We start from the raw sequence: 13,289 nt of genomic DNA, 5'->3' as shown, positions 1-13,289 counted from the left end.
AGAAATGTTTTGAAAAATGATCACTCATTCTTTTTAATCTTCTCAGTCGCTTTGATATGTAAGCGTTTAATCACTCCTGCCCTTTGTCCCTTAACTCTTTTAAACATTTTTAGTCCAAAAATACTGTATTTACGTGTCTATGTCAATCAAAGTCTATTTTTTAAAAAAATAGAAATAGTAACTCAAGCAAATAGGCAAAGACTTAGAAGAAGCATTCTAGTATTTTGGATTTAAAGGAGGATGATTCAATGGTAAGAAAAATGATGGTGCCTCCACTAGAATTGGTTGAAAGCAATCAATCTGGCACTCAAATGTGTGCTGTAGTCGATCAGGTTGGTGAGATTTCATTAAAACGAGCATATATTCCTGAACCAGCTGAGGGAGAAGTACGCGTTAAGGTGAAGTGGGTTGGCATATGCGGAAGTGATGTAGAAGTGTTCCGGGGAGCAAGGGAACCGGAATTTATCAGTTTTCCAACTCGTCTTGGCCATGAAGTAGCAGGTGTAATTGATAAAGTGGGTGAAAATGTCCTCGGTGTAAAAGAAGGGGATCATGTAGCATTAAGATATGTCTGGGGAGCTTTTGCAGAATATGTTTGTTGCTCACCTTTTTCGATTAAAGTGTTGCCAAAAGATTTTCCATTAATAGAAGGTTCATTGATAGAAGTATTGCCTGGTGTGATTCATGCAGCTGAATTGGGCGAAATTACTCCAAATAAAAATGTGTTGATTATGGGGCAAGGTGTAAGCGGCTTGGTTATGACACAAATTATCAGCTTATTTAGTCCTCGCAATCTAGCAGTTACCGATTTATTTGATGAAAAGCTAAAGCTTGCAGAGAAATATGGTGCAACACATACATATAAATTACCTTCGTCAGATTCGAAAACAATGGATATCGTAAATAATGATTTTCGTGAAGGTTTTGATGTCGTGATCCCATGTTTATTGGAAGGGGATGGCATGGTCGATGCAATTGATGCAGCAGCCCAAAATGGCAGAATTGTCATGTATGGATGTATTGGGACTTGTCATAAACCGATAGATTTTTTTAAGATTCATAAAAAGCGATTAGATCTATACTCAACTGAGCCGAAAAGAGATATTGATAACCGACGCTATTTTGAAGAGGGGTTACGTTTAGTTCTTGATGGACTTGTTAATACGAAAGAAATGATTACTCATGTCATTCCATTGTCAGAAGTAGATCGAGCATTTGAGATTCGAAATCAACATAAAGGTGATACGATTCATGTCATGATTGATTGTGAAAAATAAAGTTGATCGAGAAGGAGGTTCTACATGAGATTAAAAACTCTGGTGCTTCCCGCAAAAGATAGATTGGATGATGTCTGTTCAGAGGAATGTCGTCGTTTACTCAATGTACATTTTGATCCAGTGTGGAATGAGTCAGGACGGGAATATACAGAAACAGAGCTTAAAGAGATGATTCAACATGCTGAAATTGTCTTGACAAGCTGGGGATCGCCAAAAATAACCGAAGAAGTTTTGGAAAATGCACCACACTTACTATATATTGGCCATGCTGCTGGTTCAGTAAAGGGGCGTATTCCTCTGCTCGCCTTTCAGAAAAATATCAAGGTTTTTTCAGCTGCTCCCCGAATCGCACAATCTGTCGGCGAGTACTGCCTAAATGCTTTATTGACATTATTACGCCCTTTACAAAAGCTGGATACTCAAGTAAGAAAAGGGAATTGGAAACATACAGGGATAAGAGGACGTGAATTAACAGGATCCACGATTGGAATCATATCTGCGAGTTCAACCGCACGTGAATTTATTAAATTGCTCGCTCCATTTCAGGTCAATATTTTCGTATATGATCCTTACTTGAGTGAAGAAGCAGCTGACCGATTGGGCGTTCAAAAAATGTCTTTAGAGGAGGTTATGAGATTACCGATTATCTCCGTTCATGCACCAGCACTTCCAGGAACACGAAATATGATTCATAAAGATTTCATTAAGCTTATTCCGGACGGTGCCATTTTTATCAATTCATCTCGTTCAACTGTTTTAGATGAAGAAGCACTATTAGAAGAATTAAAAACAGGACGATTTTTTGCGGCAATGGATGTGTTTTCTAAAGAACCGATTGATCACAATCATGCTATTTGCAATCTTGACAATGTATTGTTAACACCACATATTGCCGGTGACTCCCTTGAAGGTCATCTTGCTTTGATGGAAGAAGTGGTTAGGGATATTCTGAACGATTTAAGTAATCAATCGACTCGTTATCAAGTAAGTGAGCATCAATGGGAGGTGTTAGCGTGACAAAACGACCTATCTATGTCATGACAAAATTTCTGGTGGGTCTCAGTGTAGAGCAAATGGCTGAAAAACTGGCACCATTACAAATAGATGGTGTTGATTTTTTAATACGTGATGGTTATCCGCTGCCACCTTCTGAAGTAACGCCTGCGAGATTAAAAGAAGTAATTGATCAATTCGAGTCGTTTGAACTAAATGTTCCTATGATTGAACATGACATGATCGATCCCTATTCTATTGAAACGGAAAGAATTTATGTGGCAAGTGCTGATTGCGGAATAAATCAAATGAGACTTGGTCTTCAACAATATGATCGGTCAAAAAGCTATAAAGAAAATGCTGATATCGTTCGTAAACGGATTGCCGGGTTTGAAGAGCTGGGAAGAAAATATGGAGTTCGAGGTCTGCTTCAACAGCATGGCGGTTCCTTATATGCATCAGCAAGCGGGATGGCGATGGTGTTAAATGGTTGTAATCCTAAATATATCGGGTTTTACGCTGATCCTGCCAATCAACTTGCCCAGGAAGGTAGTGAGTTACCGGAAGTGACATTTGGTGTTGCAAGAGACTTCCTATCATTTGTCGGTGTGAAAAATGCAATTATGACAAGGAATGGCGGTAAATGGGAAGGCCTATGGACAACGCTTCCTGATGGAGCTGTCGACTGGAAAGAGATTGTCGCTCATTTAGACAAAATCGGTTACGAAGGTCCATTAGGATTACATGGCTATTATGCAAATCGTGACGAAGAGCAAATTTTGGCACAGATAAATGCTGACATCATCTATTTAAAAAGCCTGTTAACTAATACAAACAAGGAAATTGTTAGATTATAAGGTTAATAGAAAGAAAGGAGATTTGCATGACAGAAAAAGTAAGATTAGCAGTTGTCGGTCTTGGCCGTGTTTCCAAGTCACATCTCCCGGCTGTTAAAGCTCTTCGTAAAAAAGTAGAGTTAATTGCCCTTGTCTCAAGAGATGAAGAAAAAGCTAGGAAGGAAGCTTTGAACTGGGGAACAGTTAAGGTTTATACAAATTATGATGAAGCATGTATGGATAAAAATATTGATGCCTTCCTACTCCTGCTGCCGCATGATTTACACGCTTCCTATACAATTAAAGCTTTAGAGGCCGGAAAGCATGTTCTAATCGAAAAGCCGATGGCCATGAATGAAAAAGAAGCCCGCGAAATGGCGGAGGCAGCAGAACGTCATCAGGTAACGTTGATGGTAGGTCAAAGCCGCCGTTTTTTTGAACCAGTGATGGATTCAATTAAACGGATTCGAGCAAAAGAAATTGGAGATGTCATTAATATCAATGCCCTTTTGTTAGCGCAAATGCATCAGCCCGCTACCGAATGGTGGAAGAAAAAATCTCAGATCGGAGGTTTTATCATCCCATTATGGGGGAGCCATCTATTAGATTACATCATTTGGGCCTATGGCGAAATTCCCCAAACAGTTTATGCCAAAGGTTATTCCAATAACCCAAATTGGGAAGGGGAAGATGAATGTTCAATTTCTCTTACGTTTAGCAACGGAAGGATGGCTAATGTGTTGATGTCCTTTAATGCAGGAGCTCGTCCAACAGATGAAGACGGATTAACCGGTAAAAGAATTTGGTCTACTCAAAATAGTATTTATGAACGATATATCATAGGCACAAATGGCATGCTTCATTTAAAGGATGAGGATGAACTTTATTTAAATTCGAACAAAGTAAAAGATTCTCATTCATCACGCTCAAATTTCATCTGGCAGCTAGAAGAATTCATAGACTCTATTCATGAAAATAGGACTCCAATAGCATCAGGCCAGGAAGTATTAGAAGTCATGAAAGTAATCGATGCTTGTTTTGAGTCGATGAAGGAAAATAAAGTGGTTACTTTAATAAAAAATACGATAAAGGTAAATTAGTTATTTGCTAATAAAATAGGATGACTTTGCTGTTATCCAAAAGTAGGGAAAAAGAAGATCACGGAAACAAGATCACGTAACAGGAAAACACTACTTCCCCAAACCACATAAGTCTCAACATTTAGTATTGATCAACAATTACGCAGTTATTTCCATCCAGCAGTTAAAGCCTCCAAGATGACGAAACCATGCAGAAATTAAGTTGTACACTGAAAAGCGGAACAGTTCCAAGAAAAAGAGTTTTAAGTTTAATTGTTTGCTTGTAATGAAAGGTAAGTAGTTAGCTTCTATTTTAAAGGAGGAGAAATATTGCAAATCACTAATGTCTCAACTAAAAAATCAGAAGTTTCTGTAAATGTGAAGATTAAGACGAAAAAATCAGTGCTTAAGCAAATCAGGAACAGCTGGCAGCTGTATGTTCTTTTCTTTTTACCGCTTGTATATATCATTATTTTTCATTATATACCGATGTACGGGGTAACGATTGCGTTTAAGAACTTTAATCCAGCCTTAGGTATATTTGGAAGCCCTTGGACCGGGTTCGATCATTTTGTGCGTTTTTTTGAATCACATGAGTTTATACGAGTGATTAAAAACACATTAGGATTAGCCTTTTATCAATTAATTGCAGGGTTTCCGTTTCCTATTATTTTAGCTTTAAGTCTAAATTATGTGAATAAACGCCGTTTCAAAAAAACCGTTCAAATGGTGTCATATGCACCACATTTCATTTCAGTTGTAGTGATGGTTGGGATTATTCTCGTGTTCCTTGAGCCAAATGGGCCGGTAAATGCTTTGCTTAACTTATTCGGGCTTGAGTCCATCCACTTTATGGGGAATCCTGATTATTTTAAATCAATCTATGTATGGTCAGGAATATGGCAAAGTATCGGGTTTGGCTGTATCATCTATCTCGCGGCGTTATCTGGCATCAGCCCAACATTGCATGAAGCAGCTATTGTAGACGGTGCATCGAAGCTTCAACGAATTTGGCATATTGATATCCCTGGGATTTTACCGGTAACAGTCATCTTACTCATTCTCGATATGGGAAATATATTGAATGTAGGTTTTGAAAAAGTATTACTATTACAAAATCCTTTGAACTTACGGACTTCAGAAGTGATTGATACGTATGTTTATAAAGTAGGACTGGTATCTTCCATACCAAACTATTCATATGCGGCTGCTGTCGGGTTGTTTAAAGCCATAATCGGTTTAATCTTAATAATCTCAGTCAATAAATTGGCGAAAAAGGTTGGGCAAGAAAACTTATGGTAATGAAACTAAAATGAAAGTGGTGAATGTATTTGAATAGCAGTTCAATTAAAGAAACGAAGAAGGATAGAATCTTTACAATCTCAAATTATACTTTTCTAAGCATTCTCTTAGTTATGTTCTTATATCCTTTAGTTTATATTGTAAGCGCTTCATTTAGTTCGACAGAAGCTGTAACAGCTGGGAAGGTCTGGTTATGGCCAGTTGACTTTAGTATAGAAGGCTATCAAGCTGTTTTTAATTACAAATTCATTTGGACAGGTTATGCGAATTCCCTCTTTTATATGATTGTCGGAACATTAATCAATATTACATTGACCATTTTAGCAGCATATCCATTATCAAGAAAAGATTTTTACGGCAAAAATTTGTTCATGATGCTTTTCCTCTTTACCATGCTTTTTAGCGGCGGATTGATCCCAAATTATTTAATCGTGAAGGAACTTGGCTTGCTGGATACACGTTGGGCGATGATCATTCCCAATGCGATGTCAGTATTTAATGTCATCATTACAAGAACTTTCTTTAAGTCAACCATCCCTGATGAATTGCTGGAGGCGGCAAAAATGGATGGCTGCAGTGATTTCCGATTTTTACGAAGTGTCGTACTGCCTTTGTCAGGTCCGATCATTGCCGTTATGGCATTATTTTACGCAGTTGGACATTGGAATGCATTCTTCAACGCATTAATTTATCTTAGAGATCAAAATTTATTCCCATTACAGTTAATTTTGAACAATATCCTCGTTCAAAATGAAATTGATCCAACGATGATGGGAAATCTTGAAGAAGAAGCAGGGCGGGCTGGCATAAGAGAATTACTGAAATACTCATTGATCGTTGTCGCTTCAATCCCAGTTCTTATTATCTATCCATTTGTCCAAAAACACTTTGTTAAAGGGGTTATGATCGGTTCTTTGAAAGAGTAGAGCCGTTGTTCATTACTATTCATCGAGGGTGGTGATGCGCAATTAAAATGAAGTAGTTTTACTAAATAGCAAATGGGAGGTATGTGAATTTGAAAAGGCATTCTAGTATTCTTTTATCACTGCTTTTGTTACTATCACTGATCTTGACAGGATGTAAAAATAATGAGGAAGCGGGTACTGTCGAAAAGGATGATTCGGTTGAACTAACAGAAAAAGGTACATTTCCAATTACAAAAGAAAAAGTGACACTAAGAGTATTGACACCATCAAAGCCGACAGTAGAGGATTTTGAAACGAACGAATTTACAAAATGGTATGAAGAAAAAACAAATGTTCATATCGAATGGGAGGTAATTCCTAGTCAAAATGCTGAAGAAAAGTTGAATCTTGTTTTATCAAGCGGAGACTTACCAGATGTCATTATGAGCAGTCCGGTAACTCTTTCTCAGCTTATGATCTACGGTAAACAAGGATTGTTTTTACCTCTTAATGACTTAATAGAAGAGCATGGAATCGAAACGAAGAAAATGTTTGAAGAAAATCCAGCAGTTAAAGATGTTCTTACGGCACCGGATGGAAATATCTATTCTTTACCTTCGATAAACGAGTGTTATCACTGTACAATGGGACAAAAGCTTTGGATTTATAAACCATGGCTAGATAAGTTAGGTCTTAAAATGCCGGAAACAACGGAAGAATTCTATCAAGTTTTAAAAGCATTTAAAGAAAAAGATCCGAATGGAAACGGTAAACAGGATGAAATTCCGCTTGCTGGTACAAAAGATAATGATCGTTTCCCGGGATTTTTGATGAATCCGTTTATTTACAGTGACAAATATCTTGATAATGGCAAAGTCGTCGTTCCTTTTGACAAACCTGAGTGGAAAGAAGGATTGGCATTCCTCAACAAACTTTATAACGAGGGACTGATGGCAGCTGAAGCATTAACCCAGGATTCAGACCAGTTAAAGAAAATGGGTAATTCAGAAGAACCCATTTTAGGCGCAGCACCTGGAATTTGGCCGGGAAGCTTCATGCAGGCTGGCGGTAATGCTGGCAGGTGGCTTGACTACGTTGCTGTCCCGCCGTTAAAAGGTCCAGATGGGAACAGGGTTGCCTGGTATACTCCACCGGTAGCTGGATCTTCAATTACAACCTTTATTATTACAAATCAAGCAAAGCACCCTGAAATTGCCTTGCGATGGGCAGAAGGTTTTTACGACCAAGAAACAACTTTAAGGTCTGAGGCAGGTCTGCCTGATAAAGACTGGAGATGGGCAAAAGATGGTGAAATAGGGATTGATGGAGAACCGGCAACATGGGCCAGATTATCATCTTTCGGACAAATGCAAAATATTCACTGGTCACAAACAGGTCCATTAATCCGTACAAATAAATTTCGATTAAGTGAAGTTGCTTCAAAAGAACAACCTCTTGAGCCAATGCTTTACAAAGAGACGAAGGAAAAATATGAACCTTATAAACCAGATGAATCACAGGTTCTTCCGCCGCTTTATTTTAATGAGGAACAGTCTATGGAACTTTCAGAAATGGAAGCAACGATCACGAACCATGTTGAAGAAATGAATGCGCGATTTATTTCAGGTGATGCAGACTTAGAGAAAGACTGGGATACCTATCTGGAAACATTAAACGGTATGAATCTAGAAAGATACCTCGAAATATACCAGGAAGCATATGACTCTAAAAATAAATAATTGTTTAGTCATTTACAAGCTTATTGAAAGGAGAGGCATTATTCGATCATTTTGGCGGGATAATGCCTTAAATGAACGCACTGTTTGATTTTGAAACTCTTCTTTTTGCTGTGTTAGGTAAGATTTCTCAAATTAATATACGTATAGGAGGAATTCCAATGACAACATCTTTATTGAAAAAATATCCAAATTACCCGGATTATTATGGGAATCCCGAGTGGCTGATTCATGATCGCTTTGGGTTATTTATTCATTGGGGATTATATGCAAATGCAGCTCGTCATGAATGGGTAATGAACAGGGAGAAAATTCACCCAACTACATATAATAAATACTTTGAGCATTTTGACCCTGATTTGTTTAATCCGCGTGATTGGGCCCGGTATGCAAAAATGGCTGGTATGAAATACTTTGTCGTCACAACAAAGCATCATGAGGGGTTTGCGATTTGGGATTCAAAGCTAACAGATTATAAAGCGACAAACACTCCTGCTAATCGTGATTTATTACGAGAGATTGTGGATGCATTTCGTTCAGAAGGATTAAAAGTCGGCTTTTATCATTCTCTAATTGATTGGCATCACGAGGATTTTCCAGTTGACGGAATTCACCCGCAAAGAGATGATGAGGAATTTAAAAAACAAGCGATCAATCGGGATGTGTCAAAGTATGCAGATTATCTGCACGGACAAGTAAAAGAACTTTTAACAAACTATGGGAAGATTGATTATTTATGGTTTGATTTTTCATATCCTGCACGAAATTGGGGATGGTCAGAAGGTAAAGGTAAAAATGAGTGGCAATCTGAAAAACTAGAAAAAATGATTTTCGATTTGCAACCTGATATTATTTTAAATGATCGTCTGGATCTGGGTCGCGGTGTTATCACTCCTGAACAATACCAGCCTCGTGAAGTCTTAAAACAAGATGGACAGCCAATCCTATGGGAAGCTTGTCAAACATTAAATGGCAGCTGGGGATATGATCGCGACAATCTTGATTGGAAGGCGGTAAATCTCCTTGTTCAGATGTTAATAGATACTGTCTCTAAAAATGGAAATCTCTTATTAAATGTAGGACCGAATGGACGGGGAGAATTTGACAAACGTTCAATTGAAAGCTTAAAAGGAATAGGCGAATGGATGAGACTTAATTCTCGGTCGATCTACGGGGCAACAGCCAGTGAATGGAAGGCTCCTGTCGACTGTCGTTATACACAAAAGGGAAAACGTTTATATCTCCACATCTTTAATTGGCCATTTAAACACATCCATTTAGAAGGATTAGCCGGACAAATTAGTTACGCTCAATTTTTACATGATGCGTCAGAAGTTCGATATAAGGAGCATATATCAAATGAACAACTATCACATACTTCAACACGAGTGGCTCCTGGATCGATTACATTGGAGCTGCCAGTTCAACAACCGGATGTTGTTGTTCCAGTTATTGAATTATTCCTAAAATAACAAACATCTAAGTTAAAAGTGTATCTAATTGAACATTTAGGGTAAAAATATAAGATTAATATTTTTTAAAAAAAGAAGGCTGGTCCCAAGGATTATGGACCGGCCTTTAATGTGAGCAAAAAAAGAGGGGATTCAAATTTTTATAAAACATTTATAATGCAACAAAAGAATAAACTACTAGCAACAAACACCTTCAAGGTGAAAAGGGGGGATAGAATGGGGCTGCAAGGAAGAATAAGTTTAAGTGTTGGTTGGATAACTTTATTCCTAATGGGTACTGATTTATTTGTTGTATCTCCGTTATTACCGTTCATTTCGGAAGCGTACGATGTTAGTTCGGCGATGACAGGATGGATGGTAACTGTTTTTGCTGTAACCTATGCTATGGCTGCACCTTTCTTTGGCTGGGCTTCAGATAAAAAGGGAAGAAGGACTATCATTACGTTTGGCTTATTATTATTTTCCTTATCTAATGCCTTAACGGTTTTTTCACCTTCATTTGCTTGGTTAATCATCAGCCGTATTTTAGCAGGCTTGTCCGTAGCTGCGATAACCCCTTTGATTTATGCGATTATCGGGGATATTGCACCATCAAAACGGAGAGGTACTTGGCTTTCTATTGTCGTTTCAGGACATTTAACAGCTCTCTGGGCAGGAGCCCCATTTGGTACATTACTAGAACATTTTCTTGGCTGGCGTTCAGTATTTGGTGTAATGGCTATTATAGGAGCAATATTGGCTGTAGTAAATTTCAACACCTGGAAACATATCCCTAAAACCGATATGAAAAGAAATCTATTAAAATTGAATCTGCTAAGAATACTTGGTTCAGTAAGTGTTACCACAATCTGGGCCATTTCCATGTATGCTCTTTATGTTTACTTAGGTGCAGCTCTTTATTCAGAAAATAGCTTCTCATCTTCAGAAATCGCATTAGCTGTTACTTTTTATGGGATTGGTGCAGTATTGGGAAGTCTTATAAGTGGACAATTCACAGATAGGTATGGAGAAAGGAAGATTTCTAAAGCTACATTAATTTTCTTGATTCTTACACTCGTTTGTTTAGGTATATTCTTCTCATCAGGCGACTGGATTTATCTTTTCTTGTTCCTATGGGCTTTGGTTGGGTATGCAGGCTTTACATCATACCAAGCACGATTAGCAGTCGAATATCCAAAAGAACGGGGAATTGTGATGGCGTGGAATAATACAGCTCTATATATTGGTATTACCATGGGTTCGATGATTGGCGGTTATGTGATATCTAATTGGGGATATCTTTACCTTCCATATGTTTGCAGCACTGCGGCAATCATTAGTTTTCTCCTTAGTACCCAAAAAGTCCAAGAAGCAAAAAAAGAATCAGCTCTTTCAGCAGATGCATGACTTTAGAATGAAGTAACTAATAGATGCAATCTTTCAATATTAAAGCACTGATTGCCCCTATTAAAGTAACGGAGCAGTTTAGGTTAAAAAATTTTTGAAAATTGTGCTAGACGAACTGGACTTGAAAGGGCTGCATGAACAGCCTTTTTTTATTCGACTATCATGGCAGTTTAACAACATTATTAAATGGGAAATGTATTAATGATATTAATTTCATTTATATTCGATATTATATTGGCTAAAACATCTAAAAGAGGAGAAACATGAACATTATCAAACAGAAAAAGAAGAACACACTATCACCAGCGCAAATGATTGTCATTTATTACCTTTTAGCTGTGGTGGTTTCAACGATTCTATTAATGCTGCCCATTACACAACAGCCAAATGTTAAATTAACGTTTATAGATGCGCTGTTTACAGCTGTTAGTGCGGTTAGTGTGACAGGTTTATCAACTGTTGCGATTAATGAAGTTCTTAGTGTTCCAGGAACTATTATCTTTGCTGTTATCTTGCAATTTGGTGGAGTTGGAATCATGTTTCTTGGGGCGTCTGTTTGGTTTTTAATCGGAAGACGAATAGGAATAAGAGACAGGATGCTTATAATGACTGACCAAAATCTCCCGACTTTTTCTGGAATCCTTCAACTCGTCAGAAAAATCCTTTTCTTCTTTATTATTCTTGAAATAATTGGGGCGATTATTTTTGGTACATATTTTTTGAACTATTTTCCTACATGGCAAGAAGCTTACATACAAGGTTTCTTTGCCTCTGTAAGTGCTGCTACAAATGCAGGATTTGATATTACAGGAGAATCGTTAATACCATTTGCCCATGATTATTTTGTGTTAATCCTGACGATGGTGTTGTTAATATTCGGAGCAATCGGTTTCCCGGTCCTTATGGAGGTTATGCAGTTCTTTAAACATAGGAGTAGAACTCGTTATCGATTTTCCTTATTTACGAAATTAACGTCCCTTACTTTTTTTGCATTGATCGTTATTGGTACCGTATTGATTCATTTATGTGAACTAAATGGTTACTATGCTGATAAAACCTTGCACGAATCTTTTTTCTATTCCCTGTTCTATTCAATATCTTCCAGGAATGGCGGTCTCACTACCATGGACATTAATGAGTATTCCATTCCTACTCTTTTCATTTTATGCATTCTTATGTTTATAGGGACCTCTCCAAGTAGTTCTGGAGGAGGAATAAGAACAACTACTTTTGCGATTATACTATTGAGCATCTATTATTTTGCTAACGGAAACAAAACAATAAAAGTCTTTAAAAGAGAATTGGACATGGAGGACGTTATAAAATCCTATGTCGTCTTTACAACAGCTTTCATGCTTTGTTGTGTCAGTACTGTCATACTGACAATCCTTGAACCAACTTTTTCATTAATGCAAATCATATTTGAAGTATCATCTGCTTTTGGAACAGTCGGTATGTCCTTGGGAATTACAGCTGAATTAAGTACTCCGGGTAAAATCATCATTATGATTTTGATGTTCATTGGAAGAATTGGTATCTTTACATTTTTATTTTTGATGGGTGGCAAACCAATTAAAACGAATTACCACTATCCAAAAGAACGGGTCATCATTGGTTAAGTGGCGTTTCATTTATTAATCAGAATGACAAAGCAAAGGCTGGTTTATCTGTACAGCATAACGAAAGCATACTTCTAAGTGAAGTATGCTTTCTAATGTTCTCTAAAAACCAATATGCAGAAAGGAAGGATATGAGATCTTTTAAACATTGACAAAATCATTCCAGACAGAGAAATATTTTCGCTCAGAATTTAAAACAGAAAACCAATTAATTCACTTTTTTCGAAGAATAAAACTTTAAAAAATTCCAGCAAAACTAAACCAGTGTGCTTCGGTTGAATACCAAATCACACTGACTTCTGAATCTTTTTAAAGCGAATCAACATAACAGGGGGAGTACCACATATCTAAAATGATGATTCATGCTACGCAATCTGCCTTTTTTCATGATAAGTATATTATTTGAAATAAACAGCATCTATTAGAAAAGATCTACTTTTAGTTTTGATTAATCAACTCTGATAATTTCACTAGCAAAATCTCATACAAACTATCCATTTTCTTGATTTCACAATAGCCACTTTCGTAAATATGAATAATTTTGTAGAGTTTTGATTCATAAAAAACCTCATCGCCAACCTTCATTATAGGTCCTCTCTCTCAGCAAGGAATATACTAACATGACATTAGTAACATTAGAAAACGCTTGCTAACAAGCAAATATTTTACAAGAGTTGGTTTTTT

11 protein-coding genes are annotated in these 13,289 nt (G+C 37.2%); 10 read left to right on the top strand and 1 reads right to left on the bottom strand.

Going from position 1 to position 13,289, the window contains the following annotated elements; all coding sequences use genetic code 11:
• Positions 1 to 248: 248 nt before the first annotated feature.
• The 10 genes from WQ54_RS18355 to WQ54_RS18310 all read left to right on the top strand — a co-directional run bounded on the left by WQ54_RS18355 (position 249) and on the right by WQ54_RS18310 (position 12,605).
• The gene (locus tag WQ54_RS18355; RefSeq protein WP_046586087.1) at positions 249 to 1,277 is read left to right on the top strand and encodes an L-threonine dehydrogenase; all 1,029 of its coding nucleotides are present in this window, start codon (positions 249 to 251) and stop codon (positions 1,275 to 1,277) included.
• Between the two features lie 24 nt (positions 1,278 to 1,301).
• A complete protein-coding gene (locus WQ54_RS18350; protein ID WP_046586086.1) occupies positions 1,302 to 2,294 on the top strand; it encodes a hydroxyacid dehydrogenase in 993 nt (330 codons plus the stop codon).
• Positions 2,291 to 3,127 carry a sugar phosphate isomerase/epimerase gene (locus WQ54_RS18345; RefSeq protein ID WP_046586084.1) on the top strand — a complete coding sequence of 279 codons (837 nt, stop codon included), beginning with the start codon at positions 2,291 to 2,293 and terminating at the stop codon, positions 3,125 to 3,127. Before WQ54_RS18350 ends, WQ54_RS18345 begins: the two co-directional genes overlap by 4 nt.
• 26 nt (positions 3,128 to 3,153) lie before the next feature.
• Complete coding sequence (locus tag WQ54_RS18340; protein ID WP_046586082.1) at positions 3,154 to 4,206, top strand: Gfo/Idh/MocA family protein; 1,053 nt, start codon at positions 3,154 to 3,156, stop codon at positions 4,204 to 4,206.
• Positions 4,207 to 4,515: 309 nt separating this feature from the next.
• Positions 4,516 to 5,487 (top strand): ABC transporter permease subunit, encoded by a 972-nt coding sequence (locus WQ54_RS18335; RefSeq protein WP_331435137.1) that lies wholly within the window; start codon positions 4,516 to 4,518, stop codon positions 5,485 to 5,487.
• 29 nt (positions 5,488 to 5,516) lie between these two features.
• On the top strand, positions 5,517 to 6,413 hold the full coding sequence (locus tag WQ54_RS18330; protein ID WP_046586080.1) for a carbohydrate ABC transporter permease: 897 nt from the start codon (positions 5,517 to 5,519) through the stop codon (positions 6,411 to 6,413).
• Positions 6,414 to 6,496: 83 nt separating this feature from the next.
• Positions 6,497 to 8,131, top strand: a complete 1,635-nt coding sequence (locus WQ54_RS18325) for an ABC transporter substrate-binding protein (protein ID WP_156178012.1) — start codon at positions 6,497 to 6,499, stop codon at positions 8,129 to 8,131.
• A 158-nt stretch (positions 8,132 to 8,289) separates the two neighbouring features.
• On the top strand, positions 8,290 to 9,600 hold the full coding sequence (locus WQ54_RS18320) for an alpha-L-fucosidase (protein ID WP_046586077.1): 1,311 nt from the start codon (positions 8,290 to 8,292) through the stop codon (positions 9,598 to 9,600).
• 216 nt (positions 9,601 to 9,816) lie between these two features.
• A complete protein-coding gene (locus WQ54_RS18315; protein ID WP_046586075.1) occupies positions 9,817 to 10,986 on the top strand; it encodes an MFS transporter in 1,170 nt (389 codons plus the stop codon).
• Between the two features lie 263 nt (positions 10,987 to 11,249).
• Complete coding sequence (locus WQ54_RS18310) at positions 11,250 to 12,605, top strand: TrkH family potassium uptake protein (protein WP_046586073.1); 1,356 nt, start codon at positions 11,250 to 11,252, stop codon at positions 12,603 to 12,605.
• 438 nt (positions 12,606 to 13,043) lie between these two features.
• Here the strand turns inward: WQ54_RS18310 and WQ54_RS34340 are convergent, their stop codons facing one another.
• Complete coding sequence (locus WQ54_RS34340; protein ID WP_197089624.1) at positions 13,044 to 13,190, bottom strand: hypothetical protein; 147 nt, start codon at positions 13,188 to 13,190, stop codon at positions 13,044 to 13,046.
• Between the last annotated feature and the right edge of the window lie 99 nt (positions 13,191 to 13,289).

Source organism: Bacillus sp. SA1-12, assembly GCF_000981385.1.
GTDB lineage: Bacteria > Bacillota > Bacilli > Bacillales > Bacillaceae > Metabacillus.
This window is presented reverse-complemented; position numbering and strand designations above follow the sequence as displayed.